Source organism: Streptomyces litmocidini (genome assembly GCF_014649755.1).
GTDB lineage: Bacteria > Actinomycetota > Actinomycetes > Streptomycetales > Streptomycetaceae > Streptomyces > Streptomyces litmocidini.
Genome location: NZ_BMTQ01000005.1, coordinates 87,768 through 108,272, shown reverse-complemented (window position 1 = coordinate 108,272; position 20,505 = coordinate 87,768). Strand labels below are relative to the sequence as shown.

15 protein-coding genes are annotated in these 20,505 nt (G+C 75.6%); 5 read left to right on the top strand and 10 right to left on the bottom strand.

Annotated features, from left to right (window positions below):
• Positions 1-17: 17 nt before the first annotated feature.
• The gene (locus IE180_RS12750) at positions 18-722 is read right to left on the bottom strand and encodes a GntR family transcriptional regulator (RefSeq protein WP_190156969.1); all 705 of its coding nucleotides are present in this window, start codon (positions 720-722) and stop codon (positions 18-20) included.
• A gap of 210 nt (positions 723-932) precedes the next feature.
• On the opposite strand from IE180_RS12750, the gene IE180_RS12745 reads away from it, so the two are divergent.
• Together IE180_RS12745 and IE180_RS12740 are read left to right on the top strand one after the other, a co-directional pair.
• Positions 933-2,174, top strand: coding sequence for an amidohydrolase (locus IE180_RS12745; protein ID WP_190156968.1), 1,242 nt, complete (start codon positions 933-935; stop codon positions 2,172-2,174).
• Entirely contained in the window at positions 2,171-3,631 is a 1,461-nt protein-coding gene (locus tag IE180_RS12740; protein ID WP_190156967.1) for an APC family permease, read from the top strand. Before IE180_RS12745 ends, IE180_RS12740 begins: the two co-directional genes overlap by 4 nt.
• 145 nt (positions 3,632-3,776) lie before the next feature.
• Here the strand turns inward: IE180_RS12740 and IE180_RS12735 are convergent, their stop codons facing one another.
• The 5 genes from IE180_RS12735 to IE180_RS12715 form a co-directional block, all read right to left on the bottom strand.
• Positions 3,777-5,018: an amidohydrolase gene (locus tag IE180_RS12735; protein WP_190156966.1), complete on the bottom strand. Its 1,242-nt coding sequence runs from the start codon at positions 5,016-5,018 to the stop codon at positions 3,777-3,779.
• A gap of 192 nt (positions 5,019-5,210) precedes the next feature.
• On the bottom strand, positions 5,211-8,012 hold the full coding sequence (locus tag IE180_RS12730; protein WP_190156965.1) for a SpoIIE family protein phosphatase: 2,802 nt from the start codon (positions 8,010-8,012) through the stop codon (positions 5,211-5,213).
• Positions 8,009-10,123: a SpoIIE family protein phosphatase gene (locus tag IE180_RS12725; RefSeq protein ID WP_190156964.1), complete on the bottom strand. Its 2,115-nt coding sequence runs from the start codon at positions 10,121-10,123 to the stop codon at positions 8,009-8,011. Before IE180_RS12725 ends, IE180_RS12730 begins: the two co-directional genes overlap by 4 nt.
• 654 nt (positions 10,124-10,777) lie before the next feature.
• The gene (locus IE180_RS12720; RefSeq protein WP_190157363.1) at positions 10,778-11,161 is read right to left on the bottom strand and encodes a hypothetical protein; all 384 of its coding nucleotides are present in this window, start codon (positions 11,159-11,161) and stop codon (positions 10,778-10,780) included.
• A gap of 170 nt (positions 11,162-11,331) precedes the next feature.
• Positions 11,332-12,780: a peptidoglycan D,D-transpeptidase FtsI family protein gene (locus IE180_RS12715; RefSeq protein ID WP_190156963.1), complete on the bottom strand. Its 1,449-nt coding sequence runs from the start codon at positions 12,778-12,780 to the stop codon at positions 11,332-11,334.
• A 138-nt stretch (positions 12,781-12,918) separates the two neighbouring features.
• Between IE180_RS12715 and IE180_RS12710 the strand changes: the two genes are divergently transcribed.
• Positions 12,919-14,025, top strand: coding sequence for a hypothetical protein (locus IE180_RS12710; protein WP_190156962.1), 1,107 nt, complete (start codon positions 12,919-12,921; stop codon positions 14,023-14,025).
• 469 nt (positions 14,026-14,494) lie between these two features.
• Here the strand turns inward: IE180_RS12710 and IE180_RS12705 are convergent, their stop codons facing one another.
• Genes IE180_RS12705 through IE180_RS12695 form a run of 3 tightly spaced genes read right to left on the bottom strand, consistent with a single transcriptional unit; the run spans position 14,495 to position 17,399 of the window.
• Positions 14,495-15,112, bottom strand: a complete 618-nt coding sequence (locus tag IE180_RS12705; RefSeq protein ID WP_229860487.1) for a response regulator — start codon at positions 15,110-15,112, stop codon at positions 14,495-14,497.
• Positions 15,113-15,153: 41 nt separating this feature from the next.
• Entirely contained in the window at positions 15,154-16,389 is a 1,236-nt protein-coding gene (locus IE180_RS12700) for a sensor histidine kinase (RefSeq protein WP_190156960.1), read from the bottom strand.
• Positions 16,386-17,399 (bottom strand): hypothetical protein, encoded by a 1,014-nt coding sequence (locus IE180_RS12695; RefSeq protein WP_190156959.1) that lies wholly within the window; start codon positions 17,397-17,399, stop codon positions 16,386-16,388. Before IE180_RS12695 ends, IE180_RS12700 begins: the two co-directional genes overlap by 4 nt.
• Positions 17,400-17,573: 174 nt before the next feature.
• Here IE180_RS12695 and IE180_RS12690 point away from each other — a divergent pair, with 174 nt between their 5' ends.
• Entirely contained in the window at positions 17,574-18,071 is a 498-nt protein-coding gene (locus tag IE180_RS12690; RefSeq protein ID WP_190156958.1) for a cupin domain-containing protein, read from the top strand.
• 9 nt (positions 18,072-18,080) lie between these two features.
• On the opposite strand, the gene IE180_RS12685 is transcribed toward IE180_RS12690, so the two are convergent.
• Positions 18,081-18,851 carry an IclR family transcriptional regulator gene (locus IE180_RS12685; RefSeq protein ID WP_190156957.1) on the bottom strand — a complete coding sequence of 257 codons (771 nt, stop codon included), beginning with the start codon at positions 18,849-18,851 and terminating at the stop codon, positions 18,081-18,083.
• A 214-nt stretch (positions 18,852-19,065) separates the two neighbouring features.
• On the opposite strand from IE180_RS12685, the gene IE180_RS12680 reads away from it, so the two are divergent.
• The gene (locus IE180_RS12680) at positions 19,066-20,505 is read left to right on the top strand and encodes an aldehyde dehydrogenase (NADP(+)) (RefSeq protein WP_229860459.1); all 1,440 of its coding nucleotides are present in this window, start codon (positions 19,066-19,068) and stop codon (positions 20,503-20,505) included.

Below are 20,505 nucleotides of genomic sequence, written 5' to 3'. Positions count from 1 at the left end.
CGCCCGGGGGGTGTCGGTCAGGCCGGGTCCCCGGCGTCCGGCAGCGCCGCGAGGAGGCGCCGGGCCGAGGCGCGGGTGTCGGCGACGTGGGCGCGGGCCAGGGCCTCCGCGCCGTCCTCGTCGCGGTCGCGGACCGCCTCGTAGAGCCGCTCGTGCGCCCCGCACATCGGCTCGCCGTCCGCCTGCGCCGAGGTGAGCCGGAAGAGGCGGCGCAACCGGGAGTCGAGCGGGGCCATCAGGTCCACCAGGAGCGGGTTCCCGGAGAGTTCGACGACGCTGCGGTGGAAGTCGGCGTTGAGCGAGACGGCCTCGCGCAGCCGCCCGGACTCCGCCGCCCTCCGCGCCCGCGCCAGGAGCCGCTCCAGGTCCCGCAGGCCGGCGGGGGGAGCGTGCCGGGCGGCGAGCCGTGCGGCCAGGCCCTCCAGGTTCTCCCGCACGTCGAAGAGGTACTCGGCGTCCCGCGGCCCGAACCCGGCCACCACCGAGCCCCGGCGCGGCTGCACCGAGAGGAAGCCCTCCGACTCCAGGCGCTGCATCGCCTCGCGCACCGGCACCCGGGAGACCCGCAGCTCGTCGGCCACCTCCCGCTCCACGAGCCGCAGCCCCGCCGGGTAGTCGCCCTCGATGATCCGCTCCCGCAGCTCCACGTACACCCGCTCCCGCAGGGACGGATGGGTGTCCCCGATGGCGGTGCTGCGGGCGGCGGGGCGGGGGGTGGTCATGGGGAGGGCTCCAGTCGGGAGGTGCGGGGACGGCGCTTCCCCGATCTTCGCAGACGGGCCGCAGACGGGCCGGAGAAGGTTCCGAAGGAGGGGCCGCACACCGTTGCCTGGTATTCGGTATACCAGCTACCTTGGCGCCGCGCCGCGATCACCAGGGGCATCGCGGCGCACGCCCCCTGCGACCCGTACCCACTCCGCGAAGGAGACACCATGCGCGAGGCCTCCGCCCCGCCCCGGCCCACCGCCCTCCTCGGGGCCACCCTCCCCGACGGCCGCACCGCCGACGTCCACCTCCGGGAGGGCCGGGTGAGCGCCGTCGAACCGCACCTCCCGGACCGCCCCGTCCCGCCCGGCGCGCTCCACCTCGGCGGCGCGCTGCTGCTGCCCGCCCTCGTCGACGGCCACGCCCACCTCGACAAGACCCTCCTCGGCGCCCCCTGGCGCCCGCACCGGGCCACCGCCACGCTGCGGGAGCAGATCGCCGCCGAGCGCGACTCCCGCCGCACCGAGGACGTGCCCGTCGCCGAACGGGCCGCCGCCCTCGCCCGCCGCATGGTCTCCCTCGGCACCGGACACGTCCGCTCCCACGTCGACGTCGACCCCGACACCGGCCTCGACCACCTGCACGCCCTCCTCGACGTCCGCGAGGAGTTCCGCGACCGGCTCGGCATCCAGCTCGTCGCCTTCCCGCAGTCCGGGGTCGTCACCGCGCCCGGCGTCGCCGAACTCCTCGACGCCGCGCTCGCCGACGGCGCCGACCTCGTCGGCGGCCTCGACCCCGTGGGCTTCGACGGAGACGCCGCCGGCCAGCTCGACACCGTCTTCGGCCTCGCCGAACGCCACGGCAAGGGCATCGACCTGCACCTCCACGACGGCGGCGAGACCGGCACCGCCCAGCTGCGGGACATCGCCGCCCGCACCGCCGCCCTCGGCCTCGGCGGCCGGGTCGCCGTCAGCCACGCCTACGCCCTCGGCGACGTCGACGCCACCGAACTCGACCGCACCGCCACCGCCCTCGCCGCCGCCGGGGTCGCGATCATGACCAACGGCCCGAGCGGCCCCGTCCCGCCCGTCCTCCGGCTGCGCGAGCACGGCGTCCGGGTCTTCGCGGGCTCCGACAACATCCGCGACACCTGGTGGCCCTACGGCACCGCCGACATGCTCGAACGCGCCACGATCATCGGCCTCAGGACCGGCCTGATGACCGACCCCGAACTGTCCGTCGCGGCCTCCCTCGTCACCGACGAGGCCGCCGCAGCGCTCGGCCTCACCGACCACGGCCTCGCCCCCGGCGCCCGCGCCGACCTCGTCGTCGTCGCCGCCGGCTCCGTCCCCGAGGCCGTCGCCGCCCACCCCCGCCGACTCCTCGTGCTCCACGCGGGCCTGGTCGTCGGTCCCTTCGCCGACGACGCCCACCCCGCGCTCCTCCCCGTCGCGGGAGGAGCCGCGTGAACGCCGAGACCACGTCCCGCACGGCTCCCGAGGCGGCGGGCCGGCTCGCCGCGGGCCGGGTCGGCACCTTCGACCTCGTCTTCTTCGTCGTGGCCGCCGCCGCGCCGCTCACCGTCCTCGCCGGCGTCGCCCCCTTCGCCATCGGCATCGGCGGCCCCGGCGCCCCGCTCGCCTACCTCGTCTCCGGTGCCCTGCTGGCCCTCTTCGCCGCCGGGTTCACCGCGATGAGCCTGCACGTCCGCAACGCCGGGGCCTTCTACGCGTACGTCGCCCGGGGCCTGGGCCGCACCCTCGGCGTCGGCACCGCCTACGTCGCCGTCGTCTCGTACAACCTCGTCACCCCCGGAGTCGCCGCCGCCTTCGGCTACTTCGCCGCCGGATCGGTCCGCGACGCCACCGGCGCCGACGTGCCCTGGTGGCTGCTCTCCGGGCTCTGCGTCCTCGCCGTCGGCGTGCTCGGCCTGCTGAAGGTCACGCTCAGCGCCAAGGTCCTCGGCATCGCCCTGGTCCTGGAGGTCCTCTCGCTCGTCGTCATGGACGGCGGCATCCTCGGCGAGCGCGGCACCGCCGCCCTCGACACCGCGTCCTTCGCGCCCTCCACGCTCGCCGCGGGCGGCGTCGCGGGCATGTTCGTGCTGGTCATCGGCGCCTTCACCGGCTTCGAGGCCACCGCGATCTTCGCCGAGGAGGTGCGCGAACCGCAGCGGACCGTGCCCCGCGCCACCTTCGTCGCGATCGGCTTCCTCGCCGTCTTCTACTCCCTCGGCTGCTGGCTGATCATGGGCGCCTTCGGCACCGACGAGGCCGTGGAGCTGGCCCGTGCCGCCGACGGGCCCGAACTCACCTTCCGGGCCGCCGAACTGTACGCGGGACCCTGGCTGGCGGACGCCATGCACGGCCTCATCGTCGTCAGCGCCTTCGCCGCCACGCTCGCCTTCCACAACGCCGGAGCCCGCTACCTGTACGCCCTCGGCCGCGAGGGCCTGCTGCCCCGCCGCCTCGGCACGGTCTCCGGGAAGCACGGCTCGCCCGGCGGGGCCGTCGTCGCCCAGACCTGCTTCGACCTGGCCGTCGTCGGCGCCGGGGCGCTCCTCGCCGCCGACCCGTACGGCGAGGTCTTCCTGTGGACCAACAGCGTCGGCGTCCTCGGCATCATGGGCATGCAGGCCCTCGCCGCGCTCGCCGTCTGGGCCTACTTCCGGCGCGACCGGAGGGGCCTCTCGGCCGCCCGGGTCGTCTGGGCACCGCTCGTCTCCTGCGCCGGCCTCGCCCTGCTCACCGTCCTGGCCGTGGTCCACTTCGACCTGCTCACCGGCCGCACCGGCGCCGTGAACACGGCCCTCCTGGTGCCGCTCCCGGTGGTCCTCGCGGCCGGTCTGCTCGTGGCCCTGCGCATCCGGCGCACCGACCCCGGGCGGTACGCCTCGCTCACCACGGTGGACGTGGAGCGGGACTGAGGCGGTGTACGGGCACGGGTACGGCGCCCGCGCGGGGCCCGTACCGCCCCGGCCCGTGCCCGTACACCCCGGCCCGTGCCCGCGCCGGGCCCGGGCCCGTGCCCGCGCCGGGCCCGTGCCCGCGCGGGGCCCGTGCCCGTACGCCTCAGACCAGGTGGCCGTCCCGCGCCACCACCCGGCCCGCGCGGACCACCAGGTCACGGCGGGGCACGTCCACCACCGCCTGCGGCAGGCACTCGCCGTCGACGAGCATGAAGTCGGCGGGGGAGCCGGGGCGCAGGTCGGACCTCGGGAGGCCCAGGAGCTCCGCGCCGCCGTCCGCCGCGAGGCGGAAGCAGGCCTCCAGCTCCTCGTCGAGCCGTGCCTCCAGGGCCCAGGCGGCGAGCCAGGCCCGGCGCAGCATGTCCGCGTCGCCGAACGGGCTCCAGCTGTCCCGGACCCCGTCCGAGCCCAGGCCGACCGGCACCCCGCGCTCGGCGAGCCTCCGGAACGGCAGGATCGTCGCCGGGGAGAGGGCGACCGTCGTGAGCGAGACCCCGGATTCCGCCAGGAGGTCCGCCGTCTCGTCGAGCGCGCGGTCCGGGAGGGACGCGACCGCGAAGGCGTGTCCCACGTTCACCCGGCCCCGGAGCCCCAGCGCGCGCGTGCGGGCCGCGATGTCCCGCAGCGGCGCGAGTCCCTGCTCGCCCCGGTCGTGGAGGTGGATGTCGAGGCCGAGCCCGTGCTTCTCGGCGAGCCCGAAGACCGTGCCGAGCTGATCGCCCCCGTGGCCGCCGTCCGCGTCGAAGCCGGCCGGGTCGATGCCGCCGATGTGGGTGACGAGCCCGCTCGCGGCGGCCTCCGCCAGGAGCTCGGCCACCCCCGGCGTCCGGACCACCCCGTGCTGCGGGAAGGCGACCAGCTCGACGTCGACGATCCCGGCGAGCTTCCGGGCCGCCTCGGCGACCCCCTCGATCCCGGAGAGCCCGTACGCCGGGGCCACGTCCGCGTGGGCGCGCATCGCGCGGGTGCCCTGGGCGGCGGCGTGCGACATCAGCCGCAGCGCCCGCTCGGCGACCGGGGTCGGCAGGGCGCGGGCCAGCTCCACGTCACCCGCGACGTACTCGGCGATGCCGTGCGCGGGGCGGCGGCTGTGCCAGGGCTCGCCCCAGGAGGTCTTGTCGGGGTGGACGTGCGCGTCGACCAGTGTCGGCAGCGCGAGCCGGCCGGCCCCGTCGACCCGCTCGACGACCGCTCCCCGCGGGATCTCGGCCACGAGTTCGCCGTCCACGGCGATCAGGTCGCGGGGCGGGGCGCCGAAGGGACGGACGTCGTGGAAGAGGGTGGCGGTGGGGGGTGGGGTCACGTGGGCTCCTCGGGGGCGGGTGCGGGGCAGGTGACGCTCCATTTGGTATACCACGGGTCGTGCGGAGCCCCCGCGGTGCGGGTTCGGGGGCGGGTCCAGGCACGGGAGCCCGGGCGCGGCCACGCGCGCCGCTCCGCCGTGCCCGCCCACCCCGGGCTCTCGCCCCCCCCCGAGCAGGGGCCCCTCGCCCCGGCGGAACGACCGCCCGCAACGGCGGTCGGGGGAACCGGGCGCTCACCAGGCCAGGTCCTCCAGGGCGTCCAGGTCCGGGACGGCCGTCGGGGCCGGTTCCGAGCCGTCCGCGCCCACCCTCAGTTCCGCCCAGATCGTCTTGCCGCGCCGGGCGTAGCGCGTGCCCCAGCGTTCCGCGTACTGGGCGACCAGATACAGCCCGCGCCCGCCCTCGTCCGTCGTCGCCGCGTGCCGCAGGTGCGGCGAGGTGCTGCTGCCGTCCGAGACCTCGCAGATCAGCGTCCGGTCGTGGAGGAGCCGTACGCGCACCGGATCGGCCCCGTACCGCACCGCGTTCGTGATCAGCTCGCTGAGGATCAGCTCCGCCGTGAACGCCAGCCCGTCGAGCCCCCACTCCGACAGCTTCGCCGCCGCCGCGTTCCGCACCGGCGACACCGCCGACGGGTCCCGGGGCACCTCCCACTCGGCGATCCGGTCCCGGGCGAGCAGCCGGGTCTCCGCCACGAGCAGCGCGATGTCGTCCCGCTGCGTCGACGTGAGGAGCGTCGCGAGCACGTCCGCACAGATCTCCTCCGGGCTCCGGCCCGGCCGGGCGAGCGTCGTCCGCAGCAGCCCGAGCCCCGCGTCCAGGTCCCGCCCGTGGTCCTCCAGGAGCCCGTCCGTGAACAGCACCAGCTTGCTGCCCTCCGGCAGCCACAGCTCCGTCGACTCGAAGGGCACGTCGCCCAGCCCGAGCCCCAGCGGCAGCCCCGGCGACAGCTCGGGGAACTCGACCCGCCCGTCGGGAGCCACGAGCGCCGGACCGGGATGGCCCGCGCTCGCCACCGTGCAGAGCCCGGACGCCGGATCGTAGATCGCGTACAGACAGGTCGCGCCGGTGATGCCCTCGTCCCGCCGCCGCACCTCGCCGCCCGCGGCCTCCCCGTCCCCGTCCTCGATCCGGCCCGTCAGCTCGTCGAGGTGGCCGAGCAGCTCGTCCGGCGGCACGTCCAGGGTCGAGAAGTTGTGCACCGCCGTCCGCAGCCGCCCCATGGTCGCCGCCGCGTGCAGTCCGTGCCCCACCACGTCCCCCACCACGAGCGCCACCCGCGCCCCCGGCAGCGGGATCACGTCGAACCAGTCACCGCCCACCCCGGCCTTCGCCGGAAGGTACCGGTACGCCACCTCCACCGCGCCCTGGTCCGGCAGCACCCGGGGCAGCAGGCTCCGCTGCAGCGTCACCGCCATCGCGTGCTCCCGCGTGAACCGGCGCGCGTTGTCGATCGCGACCGCCGCCCGCGCCGCCAGCTCCTCCGCGAACGACAGGTCGTCCTCCCCGAACGGCTCCGGGGTGTCCGCCCGCCAGAAGTTGGCCATCCCGAGGACCACCCCGCGGGCGAGCAGCGGCACCGTGAGCAGCGAGTGCATCCCGTACGCCAGGGCCTGCGCAGCACCCTCCGGGTCCTGCGCCCGCCAGCCCTCCGCCGAGGCCAGCTCCGGCTCCACCACCGCGTGCCCGGCGTACAGGGCCTTCGCCATCGGGGTGCTGCGGACGTGGAAGTGGACGGTGTCCCCGACCGGCTGGAGCGGCTGGTCGGGCCGCAGCCCGCTCAGCGCCGTCCGCCGCATCTCCGTGGACGCGGCCGCGGCCGCGGGGGGCTCCTCCCCGCGCAGCACCGGTTCGAGCAGCTCCACCGTCGCGAAGTCCGCGAACCGGGGGACCGCCACCTCCGCCAGCTCCTCCGCCGTCCGTACGACCTCCAGCGTCGTCCCGATCCGCACCCCCGCCTCGTACAGCAGCTGCAGCCGGCCGCGGGCCACCGCCGCCCGGCCGGTCACGGCCGCCAGCTCCGTGGTGTCCCGCATCGTCATCACGCTGCCCGACTTGGTGCCGTCCGTGAGCGTGGGCCGCACGCTCACCGCGAGCAGCCGGTCGCCCGCCCGGTGCACCTCGTCCGTCGCCGACCGCCCCGACTCCAGGAGTTCGACCGTCCGCGGATCCAGACCGAGCTCCGAGACCGGCAGCCGCTCCGCCTCCGCCGAGAGGCCGAGCAGCCGGCGCGCCTCGTCGTTGGCGAGCAGCAGCCGGTGGTCGGCGCCCATGATCAGGACCCCTTCCCGGACCGCGTGCAGCACCGCCTCGTGATGCTCCTTCATCCGGGTCATCTCCGCCGGCCCCAGACCGTGCGTCTGCCGCCGCAGCCGCCGGCTCACCAGGGCCGCCCCGCCCACGGCCGCCACCAGGGCGCCGCCCGCCGCGCCGATGAGCAGCGGCAGCCGGTTCTGCACCGAGTGCGAGATGCTCTCCACCTCGATGCCGCTGCTGACCAGGCCGACGATCTTTCCCTTCTCGTCCACCACCGGCACCACGGCCCGCACGGCGTCGTTGGGCGCGCCCCGGAACAGCTCCGTGTACGACTCGCCGTCCACCGTCGCCCGCGAGAGGTCCCCGGTCGCCTTCTTGCCGATCAGTTCCGGCTGCGAGTCGGTGTACCGCACCCCGGAGGGGCTCAGGACCGCTATGAAGTCCACGCCCGTGGCCCGCCGGGTCGCCTCCGCCCGGTCCTGCAGCCGTGCCGTCGGATTCGGCGAGGTCAGCGCCGTGTCGATGCCGGGCGCGTGGGCGAAGGCCTCCGCGACCGCGAGCGAACGGATCCGGGCGTCCCGCTCGGTGTCCCGCCGCTCCTGGTGGAACGTCACGAACGCCGCCACCGCGATCACGAGCAGCGCGATCAGCGCCTCCAGGGCGAACACCTGCCCGGCGACGCTCCGCAGCCCCGTGCCACGGCCCCGGACCCGCCCCTTCTCCTGTTTCTCCCGCGCGTGGGCCCGCCCCCGCCCCCCGTCCCGGTACCGGGCCGTCATCCCGTGCTCCTGGCGATCAGGAGCGCCACGTCGTCCGGCGCGCCCGGCCGGCGCAGCGCCCGCAGGAGCCGGTCACAGGTCTCCTCCAGCGGTCCGCGGTCCTCGTCGAGGAGGCGTACGAGCAGGTCGAGCCGCTCGTCGATCGCCTCGTGGCGGGTCTCGATCAGACCGTCCGTGTAGAGCACCAGGCGGTCCCCGGGCCGGAACGGCACCCGAGCCGTGCGGAAGGTGCCCCCTCCGACGCCCAGGGGCACCCCCGTGGAGAGCCGCACCAGCTCGGCCGGGCCGTCCACCGGGACCCGGACGGGCGGCAGGTGGCCCGCGTTCGCGATCCGGCACCGCTGCCGCACCGGATCGTGCACGGCGAAGAGACAGGTCGCGATGTAGTGCTCCAGACCCGCCGTGATCCGGTCCAGATGCCGCAGCACCTGCGCCGGGGACAGGTCCAGGTCCGCGAACGCGCAGGTCGCCGTCCGCAGCCGGCCCATCGTCGCCGCCGCGTCGATCCCGCTGCCCATCACGTCCCCGACGACGAGCGCCGTCTTGTCGTCGGGCAGCGCGATCACGTCGTACCAGTCGCCGCCGACCTCGCTCGACGCGTGCGCCGGCTGGTAGCGGGCGGCGACCTCCAGCCCCGTCCGCACCGGAGGCGCCCCCGGCAGCAGGCTCCGCTGGAGCGTCACCGCCGAGTTCCGCACGCTCTGGTACCAGCGGGCGTTGTCGATGCTGACGGCCGCGCGGGCCGCCAGCTCCGTCGCGAGCAGGACGTCGTCCCTGTCGAAGGGCAGCGCGTTGCGGTCCCGCTTGAGGTCCAGCGCGCCCAGCACCTCGCCGCGCGCGATCAGCGGCACCGCCAGATACGAATGGACCCCCGCCCGCGCCAGCAGCTCCGCGGCCTCGGGACTCCGCGCGATCCGCGACAGGTCGCCGGGGCCCACGTGCTCCACCAGGACCGGCAGACCCGTGTGCACGCACCGGGTGACCAGCCGGTCCGCCCCGTACATGGCGACCTCCCCCGGGGGGTCCGCCGCCGGCAGCGCCTCCGTGCGGCTCCCGGCCTTCACCGCGAGCGCGCGGAACAGCTCGGGCCCCTCCTCGGGCGCGCCGGGCCTGCGCAGCGCCAGGACGGAGTCGAGGACGTCGACCGCGGCGATGTCCGCGAGCTCCGGCACCACCACCGAGGCCAGCTCGTCGGCCGTCCGCTCCACCTCCAGGGTGGTGCCCACCCGCGCCGAGGCGTCCGCGATGAGCGCGAGCCGCCGCCGGGACCGGTCCGCGTCCGCGTCCGCGCGGTGCCGCTCGGTCACGTCGATCACCGAGGCCGCGACGCCCTGGACGCGGCCCTCCGCCCCCTCCAGGCGGTAGAAGGAGAGGGACCAGGTGTGCTCCTGCTCCGGATCCGCCGGGGTCCGGCCCACCACCGAGTGGTCGAGGACGGGCTTCCCCGTCGCCAGCACCGCGCGCAGCGCCGTCTCCACGGCCTCGGCGTCGACCTGCGGGAGCATGTCGCCGATCCGTCGGCCGAGGTGCGCCGCGGCCGGAACGCCGTTGATCCGTTCCAGGGCCGGGTTCACCAGGACGTAGCGCAGCTCGGTGTCGAGGACGGCGAGGCCGATCGGAGACTGGGACACCAGCCGGTCCGAGAGCGCCAGCTCGGTCTCGATCCGCTCGACGGCGGCGCCGTCGGCGGCGATCCCCAGCGCGTACAGGTCGCCCAGGTCGTCGGTGAGCCGCATGTTGCGGAACTCCACCCGGCGGACGGAGCCGTCCTTGTGCCGTACGGGGAAGGTGCCGGCCCAGGCCGTGCCGCCGTGCAGCACCTCGCCGAAGAGGCGCATCGCCTCCTCCCGGTGCTCCTCGCCCACGATCAGCCGGGCCACGTAGCGGCCGAGGGCCTCGTCGGCGCGGAAGCCGAAGAGGTTCTCCGCCTGCGGGCTCCACAGCACGATCCGGCCACGGGCGTCCACGACGACGGCCGCGACCCCGAGCACGTCGAGGAGCCCCTTGCCGTCCAGGGGCACCCCGACCCACCCCGTCGTCCCCGTCCCCGTACCCGGGAAGGAACCGGCCGTCACACTGCCCTCCTCCCGCCGCGCCGTGCTTGTCTCCATGCTCCACGCCCCCTGGCCGCGCCGCACCGCGAGGCCGCTCGTACCACTGGCTGCGGACAACCGCTCCACGGGTGCGGTGCCCACCCCCGCGGAGGCCATTCACCCTGCCGCTCCGGAACGCCCCGCGGCACGGCCCCCGCCGCGAGCCCGGGGGCCCACCCCACCCCCGCCACCGCGACCAGCGCGAGCCCCACGACGGCGAGGGTCCGTTCGGGGATCCGGCGCAGCGGGGACCCGTGACCAGCCCCGTGAGGACCGAGCCGACGCCCTGGACCGCGTACAGCACCCCGGCGAGCACGGGCGTCCAGAGGGCGAAGGCGGCCAGTGCCGCCAGACCGTCCGAGCCCGTGGGGGACTCGATCCAGATTCCGGAGACCAGCCACATCGCCGTCGTCCCGAATCCGGACACGGCGACACCCGTCCGATACCGGCGCATGGCCGAAGACCGGCGTCTGAGGAGGGCCGACCGGACCGGTCGGTTTCCCTGGACGGTTCCCCGGAGGCGGCGCCAGGACCAGGGCCCGCTCGTTTCCTCGCGGCTCCGCGAGCCCCGGGAGCAGCGGTGCGCGGGCGGGTTCCCGGTCACCGGTCAGCCGTCCGTGCGCCCCGGCCGGCAGGGCCCGGCGTGGTGCGCCTCAGCCGACGCCCTCCCCCTCATCCACGCGCGGCCGCCCGCTCCTCGTGCCGCAGCGCGGCCCCCGTCACCACCGCGCCGAGCCCCTCCCACAGGCCCACGCCGACGAAACCGGCCGGGGCGCGGCCGGTGACGACCGCCAGGGTGAAGACGGCGCAGGTCAGGAGCCGGAAGGGGACGGTCCACCGGAAGAACGGCTTCCAGTCGGCGAGCGCGGCGAGCACGTAGTACACGCCCATGTTCAGCGCGGCCATCGAGGAGGCCGTCAGGAAGACCAGGGTGTGGTCCCCGTCCGCGCGCCCGCCCTCGGGCACCGGCTCGAAGCCCATGACGGTGAGCAGGGCGTCCGGGGCGACCAGGCCCACCACTCCCAGGGCGGCGGCGAGGACGCCGAAGACCGCCATGGTCCAGCCGGACAGGGAACGGGGCAGGCGCACGGCGGTCCTCCGCGGGACGGGAGCAGAGTCGGCGAATCGAATGCGTGCTCGGTGAGAGCGTGACCCTGCATATCGCGCGACGGGGCACGACGGCCAATCGGCCCCCGCACCACGTCACTTCGGCGCCGTCTCCCCCGTCACCTCAGCGCCGCCTCCATCATCTTCTGCGCCACCGGCGCGGCCAGGCCGTTGCCGCTGACCTCGGAGCGGGCGGCGCCCGAGTCCTCGATCATCACCGCGACGGCGACCTGCTTGCCGGTCGAACGGTCCTTCGCGTAGGAGGTGAACCAGGCGTACGGCGTCTTGCTGTTGTTCTCGCCGTGCTGCGCGGTGCCGGTCTTGCCGCCGACCTCGGCGCCGTCCACGGCCGCGTTGGTGCCGGTGCCCTCCTCCACCACGGTCACCATCGCGCTGCGCAGCTGCTCGGCCGTCGAGGAGGAGACGATCCGCTCGGCGTCCCCGTCCTTGAACGAGGCCAGCGCGTCGCCGTCGGAGTCGACGACCTCCGAGACCATGTGCGGGGCGGCGAGCAGACCGTCGTTCGCGAGCGCGGCCGACACCATGGCCATCTGCAGCGGGGTGGCGGTCACGTCGAACTGGCCGATGCCGGTGAGCGCCGTCTGCGCCTTGTCCATGCCGGACGGGTACACGCTCGCGTAGGCGCGGACCGGGACGTCCAGCCCGGTGTCGTCGAAGCCGAACTTCTCCGCCATCGCCCTCATCTTGTCCTGCCCCAGGTCGGCGGCCATCTTGCCGAAGACGTTGTTGCAGGAGTAGCGGAGCGCGGTGCGGATCGTGGCGTTCTCGCAGGGCGCGGAGGCGTTCTCGTTCCTCAGCACGGTCCGGGTGCCCGGCAGGGTGTACGGGTCGGGGCTCTCCGTCGCCGTGTCCACGGAGCCGTACAGGCCGTCCTCCAGGGCGGCGGCCGCGACGACCAGCTTGAAGGTGGAGCCGGGCGGGAGCGGCTGCCGGAGCGCACGGTTCACCAGTGGCTTGTCCTCGTCGGCCATCAGTCGCTTCCAGGCGTCGCCGTCGTTCGTCCCGGAGATCGTCGACGGGTCGTAGGACGGGGTGGAGACCATGGCGAGGATCCGGCCGGTCGCCGGGTCGACCGCGACCGCGGCGCCCTTCTTGCTCCCGAGCGCCCGGTAGGCGGCCTTCTGCACGGCCGGGTCGATCGTGGTGACGACCGTGCCCGGCTCCTGCTGCTTGCGGGTGACGGCGTCCAGGGGGTTCTTCAGCCGGTCGTCGGTGCCGTCGAGGACGTGGGAGTAGATGCCCTCCAGCTGGGTGGCGCCGTAGGCCTGCGAGCTGAAGCCGGTGACCGCGGCGTACAGTTCGCCGTCCGTGTAGGTACGTGCGTACGCGAGGTCCGATCCCTCCGTCCTCTTCGAGCCGGTGACCGGGGAGCCGGCCACGACGATGTTCCCGAGCGGCTGCGCGTACTGCGCGATGGTCTTCCGCCGGTTCTTCGAGTCGTCCGCGAGCGCCTTGCCTTCGTACGCCTGCACCCAGGTGGCCCGACCGAGCAGGGCGAGCACCAGGAGCAGGACGAAGACCGACGTGTTCCTGATCGTCTTGTTCATCGCACTGATGGGGACGAACGGACCGGCGGCGGACGTTCCGGATGTGTCCCGTTTCTCAGCGAACCTTCATGTCCGAGCACCGTGTGATCATGTGGGTGCCCCGGGGGAGGGGCCGCGGACGTAAGGGGAGGGGTCGCCGTGGGCGAAGGTGGGGAGAAGGACGGTCCGTCCGTGCCGGACGAGATGTGGGAGGAGTTCCTGCGGACCTCGGCCGACGGCGCGGGGAACGCCCCGAAGGAGCTGTCGGCGGCGGACCGCGAGGCCGCGGGCCGGCCGCGGGCCGAGCGCGCGGAACCGACGCCGTGGCGTGCGCACACGCCCGCGCGGCCCGAGCGGCCCGGACGGGGTTCCCGGCGGAGGAACGGCTGGTACGCGGCGGGGTTCCTGGCCTCGCTGGTGCTGTTCGTCGTGGCCCTGGACCCGGGCGGCGTCGTCGGCCGGACCGGCGGCGGGGAGCCGACCGGGAAGCCCCTCGCGCAGGAGACGGGACGACCGGAGCAGGCGCCTCCCCCGGAGCCCGGCGGGCGGCCCACCCTCGACGAGCCCTTCCGGGGCTCCCCGGCGGCACGCTGGGCGAACGGCACGGCCGGCATCACCGTGCCCGCCGCCCGGGCGACCGGCTGGATGACGAAGGCGGAGGTGGAGCGCGCCCTCACGCGGTCCCGCGACTTCCTCGCCGCGTCCGGCCTGGACCCGGCGGTGCTGCGCGGCGGACGCCCGGAGAAGGCGATCGCCCTGATGAACCCGCACCAGAAGGACGTCACGACCTACGTGACGGCTTCGTTGCGCGCACCGGACGAGGAGCACGACCCGCTGCTGCTCTTCAGCCGCTTCGACCCCGCCCGGGCGCGCCCGGCCGGGGACGTGGTGAAGACCCGCGGCCGGATCTCCTACCGGGAGGGGCGGCGCGGGGCCCTGGAGGTGACCGCCGACGTCACGTACGTGTACCCGGTCGCGCCGGCCGGCGGCGGCGATGAGGTCGTGCGGGTCATCGTGCGGCGGGAGACGGTGATGAGCTGGGACGACCCGTCGAAGGTGATCACCGAGGAGGGGACCTTCAGCCTCCTGTCGTACAAGACCGACATGACGAACGGCGGATGCGGCAACGCCACCGGCTATTTCCGGCCGGAGTTCGGCGGGGGAGGGGCGGGGGGCGGCGCGGGCGGCGAGTCGGTCGACCCGTACGACCGCACCGGGCCGATCACCGAGGGCCGCGGGAGCTGCGGAACCGCCACGCGCTCGTAACACCACCCCCCCTGCACGGGCCCGCGCCCTGCCTGGGCGGCGCCCGCTCCCCCTGCCCGTGCGGGCCCGCGCCCCGCGGGGCGGACCGCTTCCGCCACCCGCCCGTGTGGGCAATCGTCCCGCTGGGGCGGGACGGGTGGGCACACGGGACGGCGCCCCTCAGCGGCGCCTCCGCGTTCCGCGCCTGAACCCGCACCCGTGTGCGCCGTGCCCGTCGGTGCGGGTCAAGGCGCAGCAGCCTCGGGCGCCGGCAAGGGGCGCCGTCCGTTGTGCCCACCCTCCCCCAGGCTCTCGGCTTCGCTCGAGCAGGGGGACCCCCCTCGCCCCGGCGGAACGACCGCTCACAACGGCGGGGCGCGAGGGGCGGGCGCCGCCCCGCGGGCGGAGCCCGCAACGGGGGGGCGAGGGCGCCGCCCCAGCGTGTGCCCACCACGGGGACGCCGGCCCGGCGGGGCGGCCGGGTGCGCCGTCAGCCCGTCCGGACGAACCCCGACTCGTACGCCAGGATCACCGCCTGCGTCCGGTCCCGCGCGCCCAGCTTCGACAGCACCGCCGCCACGTGCGTCTTCACCGTCGCCGGCCCGACCCCCATCCGCTCCGCGATCTCCGCGTTCGTGAGGCCCGTCGCGACCAGGCGCAGCACCTCCCCCTCCCGTCCGGTGAGCCGCGCCGCCCACGGCGGCGCCACCGGCGGGTTGCGGCGGGCGTGTTCGGCGGCCAGTCCGCGGACCGCCGCCGGGTAGAGCAGCGAGTCGCTGCGCGCGACCAGCCGGACCGCGCTCACCAGCTCCTCCGCCGCCGCCCGCTTCAGCAGGAAGCCCGCCGCGCCCACGCGCAGCGCGTCGTACACGTAGGAGTCGTTCTCGAAGGTCGTGACCACCACGATGCGCGGTGGTGCCGCCATCCCGGAGAGGATCTGCTCGGTGGCCCGGATCCCGTCGATCTCCGGCATCCGGACGTCCATGAGGACGACGTCCGGCCGCTCCGCCCGCACCACCGACACGGCCTCGGCGCCCGTGGACGCCTCGCCGACGACCCGGAGGCCGGGTTCCGCGTCCAGGATGACCCGCAGCGCCGTCCGGACCATCCGCTCGTCGTCGGCGAGGACGATCCTGACCTCCGGGGCGTTCACCGGGGGATCCTGACCGCGAGGCGCCACGCTCCGCCCAGCGGGCCCGCCTCGGCGGTGCCGTCGAGCAGCCGGGCCCGTTCGGCGATCCCGCGCAGGCCGCGCCCGCCGTCGGGCCGGGTGACCGGGGGGCGGTCGGGCAGGGGGTTCTCCACCGTGATCTCCAACTCCTCGGTGCGGGCGTCGAGCCGTACGGCGACGGGCGCGCCGCCCGCGTGGCGGGCCGCGTTCGTCAGCCCCTCCTGGACGATCCGGTACGCCTCCCGCGACAGCGCCTCCGGTACGGCGCCCAGGTCACCGTCCACCGTCAGCGCCACCCGCGGCCCCGCGCCCCGGACCAGGGCCTCCAGGGCGTCGAGCCCCGGGCCCACGCCCTCCTCGGCGCCCTCGCCGCGGCGCAGCAGGCCGAGGGCCCGGTCCAGTTCGCCGACCGTGCGCCGGGTGGTCTCCTCGATCGCGGCCAGCGCCTCCCGTACGAACTCGGGGTCGGCCCGGTCGCCGTCCAGGACCCGGCGGGCCGCGCCCGCCTGGAGGGTGACCGCGCTCAGGGCGTGGCCGACCGAGTCGTGCAGCTCGCGGGCGAGCCGGTTGCGGGCCTCCGCCTCGGCGGCGCGCCGCTCGGCCGCCGCGAGCCGGTCCGCCGGGCCGGGGCCGAGCAGCCGGGGTGCCTGCCGGGCGAGCAGGGCTCCGGTCGCGGCGGCGACGGCGGCGAGCGCGAGCAGCATGAGCAGTCCGGCCGGCACCGCGCCCCGGAGCAGCCAGGTCGCGTCCAGGCCCCAGAGCCGGCCGAGTTCGGAGTCCCGGAGCCCCTGCGAGAACGGCAGCGCGAGGACCGCGACCGCGAACGGCGGCAGGGCCAGCGTCGCCCCGCTGACCAGCGCCCCGGCGCCCAGGTGCAGGGTGAACCACGCGGCCGTCCGGGCCCTGGCCCGTCCGCCGCGCGCCGGGGCGTCGGCGAACCGGTCCGCCGGCACCCCGCACAGCGTCCGTGCCGCCGCCACCGACATCGGCCGGGCGAGCGGGAAGAGCGCGACGACGGCGGCGAGCGGCAGCCCCGCCGCGTACGCCCCGAGTTGTGCCCCGAGGCCGCCGGTGAACATGCCGACGCCGTCGAACAGCGGTGCCACGACCAGGGAGCCGACCATCCAGAACGGCATGAACAGCGCGCCGCCCAGGATCAGATGGAGCCAGCGCAGCCTGGCCCGCTGCCCGAACAGGGCCCGTGCCGGTCTCATGCCCCGGCGCTCCGCCGCCGCGGGGCCGCGCTTTCCCTCAGGAAGGCCGCCACGCCCGCGGCGAGCAGGAACCCGGTGATCATGTCGCCAGCGTAGGACAGCTGTACGAGTCCGGGGACGCGCTTGCTCGGATCCGGGTCCGGCAGCAGCGAGACGAGCGACATGTAGGCGCCCCAGCAGCCGACGGCGGCCGAGGCCGTCCAGGCCAGGGCGAGCGTGGTGCGGACCCGGAGCCGGGCCGGCCGGCGCAGCACCAGGAAGAGGACGAAGGCGACGGCGGCGACGACGAAGCCGAACCGCTCGGCCTCCAGGACGTGGAAGTCGGCGTCGCGTTCGGCGATGCGGCGGGCGGACAGGCCCGTGGTCGAGCCGGCCGCCCACAGCAGGTGGAGCGCGCCCGGTACGAGCGCGGCCACCGCGCCGGCCACGGCGAGGCCCCGTGTCCCGGGCCCGGACGTGCGGGCGGACAGTTCGCCGAGCCGTCCCCGCCACGGACGGCCCCAGCGGTCCCGGGCGTACAGGGCGAAGAGGGTGCCGAGGGCGAGCCCCTGGAGGATGAAGCCGCCGTACACGACGCCGAAGACCCAGTCGTCCAGGAAGGGTTCACCGGGAGCGGCGGCCTTCTCGTCGCCGGTGACGAGGGCGACCGCGAGCTGCGCCGGGTAGCCGGTCACGATCGGCGCGAGCAGTCCGGTCGCCGCCCACATGGGGAGGACGAGGAGCCGGGTGGGGAACCGCCGGCCCCAGGCCTGGGTGAGCAGCAGGGCGAGGACGACGACGAGGACGTCGGCGACCACCGTGACCGAGTTGGCGATCACCATCATCCGCCGGTGCTCCAGGAGCACGCTCCCGGCCGGGATGCCGATCTCGCCGCCCGCCACCCAGACGGTCTTGAGCGAGACGTACGGGACGCAGGCGAGGATCGCGAGGAGGCGCAGCGCCCGGCGGGCGGGGCCGGGGCGGTGGCCGGCGCCGGGCGCCGGGGCGGGGAGGGACTCGGTCCGTGTCATGGCCCCACGCTCCCGCGCCGCTCCCGGCCGCCGCCTCCTGCCGGGCGGTGAACCCTCTCCGCCGCACGGGGGAGGAGCCCTCCTCCCGTCCGTCGCGCGCGGCCGGATTGGCCCATGCCCCCGATGATCGATTGGACCTGTCTGCCGGGCCAACGCCCGCCTAGGGTAAGGAACATGAACGAGATCGAGACCTTCGCCCCGCTCCTCACCCGCGCGGCCACCGCCGAGACCGCCGCCGACCCGAGCAGCGTGATGACCCTGCTCGCCGACTCCGACACCACCGGCGGCCTGCTCACCAGCTACCGCTCCTCGTTCGCCGAGGGCGCGGTCGGCGCCCCGGCGCACTTCCACACCAAGGCCTCGGAGATGTTCTTCGTGCTCGGCGGCTCGCTCCAGGTCCTGGTCGGCGAGGAGCTGACCGTCCTGGAGCAGGGCGACTTCCTCCTCGTCCCGCCGCACACCCCGCACGCCTTCGCGGCCGCGCCCGGCGCCGAGGCCGACGTCCTCTTCGTCTTCACGCCCGGCATGGCCCGCTTCGACTACCTGCGTCTCCTCGGCCGCGTGATGCGCGGCGAGGCGAGCTTCGAGGAGATCAAGGCGTCCTCGGAGCAGTACGACAACCACTACGTCGAGAGCCCGGTGTGGCAGAAGGCCCTCGCCGACCGCGCGTGAGCGGGTGGTTCAGAGGCGGCGGGTCGCGAGCGTCAGCCGGTCCCGCGCGTCGAACAGCGCGTCCTTGATCATCTGCTCGTGGGCCGGGGTGAGCCGCGCCACCGGCACCGAGCAGCTGATCGCGTCCCGCGCCGGGGTCCGGTAGGGGACCGCGACGCCGAAGCAGCGCAGCCCGAGGGTGTTCTCCTCGCGGTCCACCGAGTGGCCCTGCTCGCGGATGACGTGCAGCTCCTCGATGAGCTCCTCGCGGTCGGTGATCGTGTGCTCGGTCAGCGCCGGGAGCGTCTCCGGGAGCAGCTTGCGCACCTGCTCGTCGCTGTGGGTGGCGAGCAGCGCCTTGCCCAGCGCGGTCGAGTGCGCGGGCAGCCGGCGGCCGACCCGGGTGAACGGCCGCAGGTAGTGCTGGGACCGGCGGGTCGCCAGGTAGACGACGTTGGTGCCGTCGAGCCGTGCCAGGTGGATGGTCTCGGTGGTGTCGTCGGAGAGCCGGTCGAGGGTGGGCCGGGAGGCGGCCACCACCTCGTCGCCGTCGATGTAGGAGGTGCCGACGAGCAGCGCCCGCACCCCGATCCCGTACCGCGTGCCCGTCGCGTCCGTCTCCACCCAGCCCAGCTCGACCAGGGTGCGCAGCAGCATGTACAGGCTGGACTTGGGGTAGCCGACGGCCTCCTGGACGGCGGCGAGCGAGTGCATCCCGGGACGCCCCGCGAAGTACTCGAGCAGCTCCACGGTCCGCACCGCGGACTTCACCTGTGCCCCACCCGCGTCGGCAGTCGCCATGGCCCTCGCCCCTCTTCCGTTGCGCCGGCCGCCCCCGGCCTCCCCGTCCGGACGGGGCCCCTTGTGGAGACGGCCGGGCCGTCCATAGAGTCCCACCCGGATGCGTTCATCCATGGGAACTGCGTTCAGAATAGCGAACAGGGGCGTGGCGGTGGCGGCAGAACCAGTGTGGAGCGTGGACCCCCGGACGGGGAAGCCGCGCGAGCAGGTTGCGGTGGAGGCCACAGCCGAGGAGGTCGACCGCGCCGTCAGAGGCGCGCACGCCGCCCGCGGGGCCCTCGCCGACCGCGCCGCGCGGGCCGCCTTCCTCCGTACCGCCGCCGACCTCCTCGACGCCTCCGGCGAGCACGTCGTCGAGGCGGCCGACGCCGAGACCGCCCTCGGACCCGTCCGCCTCACCGGCGAACTCGCCCGCACCACCGCCCAGTTGCGCGCCTTCGCGGACGTCGTCGAGGACGGCTGGTTCCTCGACGTCCGGATCGACCTCCCCGATCCCGGGGCCACCCCGCCCCGCCCCGACATGCGCCGCTGGAAGATCCCGCTCGGCGTCGTCGCCGTCTACGCCGCCGGCAACTTCCCGCTCGCCTTCTCCGTCCCCGGCGGCGACACCGCGAGCGCCCTCGCGGCCGGCTGCCCCGTGGTGATCAAGGCCCACCCCGACCACCCCGCCACCTCCGAGCTCTGCGCCTCCCTGCTGCGCCGGGCCGCCGTCAAGACCGGGCTCCCCGAGGACGTCGCCGTCCTCGTCCACGGTTTCGACGCGGGCGTGGAGCTCGTCCGGCACCCGCTCGTCGCGGCGGCCGGCTTCACCGGCTCGATCCGCGGCGGCCGGGCCCTCTTCGACGCGGCCGTCACCCGGCCCGTCCCCATCCCCTTCCACGGCGAACTCGGCTCCCTCAACCCGGTCGTGGTCACCGAGGCCGCCGCGGCCGAGCGCGCCGAGGAGATCGGCGCCGGACTCGCCGGCTCCATGACCCTGGGCGCCGGCCAGTTCTGCACCAAGCCCGGCTTCGTCCTCGCCCCCCGGGGGGAGGGCGGCGACCGCTTCCTCGACGCCCTCACCGCCGCCGTCAGCGAGACCGAACCGGCCGTCATGCTCGACCGCCGCATGCGGGACGCCTTCGTCGCGGGCGTCGCCGAGCGCGCCGCCCTCGCCGGCGTCCACACCCCGGTCACCCCCGGCGCGGGCGGCGCCCACACCGTCAGCGCGGGAGTCCTCGCCGTCGACGCCGCCGCGCTCGCCGACGGCGGCCACCACCTCCTCCTGGAGGAGTGCTTCGGACCGGTCACCGTCGTCGCCCGCTACTCCACCCGGGAGGAGGTGACCGCCGTCCTCGGCCTGCTGCCCGGCAACCTCACCGCCACCCTGCACATCGCCGAGGACGCCGCCGAGGACGCCGACGCCGCCCCGCTGCTCGCCGAACTCACCCCGCTGGCCGGCCGCGTCCTCGTCAACGGCTGGCCCACCGGCGTCGCCGTCGCACCCGCCCAGCACCACGGCGGCCCCTACCCCGCCACCACCTCCACCTCCACCTCGGTCGGCGCGACCGCGATCGAGCGCTGGCTGCGCCCGGTCACCTACCAGTCGACCCCCGACCACCTCCTGCCGCCGGAGCTCCGCGACGGCAATCCGCTGGGGGTGCCGAGGCGCTGA

Coding starts and splice junctions, on each gene's coding strand:
- IE180_RS12750 (WP_190156969.1), bottom strand. CDS start 722: ATGACCACCCCCCGCCCCGCCGCCCGCAGCACCGCCATCGGGGACACC.
- IE180_RS12745 (WP_190156968.1), top strand. CDS start 933: ATGCGCGAGGCCTCCGCCCCGCCCCGGCCCACCGCCCTCCTCGGGGCC.
- IE180_RS12735 (WP_190156966.1), bottom strand. CDS start 5,018: ATGGAGCGTCACCTGCCCCGCACCCGCCCCCGAGGAGCCCACGTGACC.
- IE180_RS12730 (WP_190156965.1), bottom strand. CDS start 8,012: ATGACGGCCCGGTACCGGGACGGGGGGCGGGGGCGGGCCCACGCGCGG.
- IE180_RS12725 (WP_190156964.1), bottom strand. CDS start 10,123: ATGGAGACAAGCACGGCGCGGCGGGAGGAGGGCAGTGTGACGGCCGGT.
- IE180_RS12720 (WP_190157363.1), bottom strand. CDS start 11,161: ATGGCGGTCTTCGGCGTCCTCGCCGCCGCCCTGGGAGTGGTGGGCCTG.
- IE180_RS12715 (WP_190156963.1), bottom strand. CDS start 12,780: ATGAACAAGACGATCAGGAACACGTCGGTCTTCGTCCTGCTCCTGGTG.
- IE180_RS12705 (WP_229860487.1), bottom strand. CDS start 15,112: ATGGTCCGGACGGCGCTGCGGGTCATCCTGGACGCGGAACCCGGCCTC.
- IE180_RS12700 (WP_190156960.1), bottom strand. CDS start 16,389: ATGAGACCGGCACGGGCCCTGTTCGGGCAGCGGGCCAGGCTGCGCTGG.
- IE180_RS12695 (WP_190156959.1), bottom strand. CDS start 17,399: ATGACACGGACCGAGTCCCTCCCCGCCCCGGCGCCCGGCGCCGGCCAC.
- IE180_RS12690 (WP_190156958.1), top strand. CDS start 17,574: ATGAACGAGATCGAGACCTTCGCCCCGCTCCTCACCCGCGCGGCCACC.
- IE180_RS12685 (WP_190156957.1), bottom strand. CDS start 18,851: ATGGCGACTGCCGACGCGGGTGGGGCACAGGTGAAGTCCGCGGTGCGG.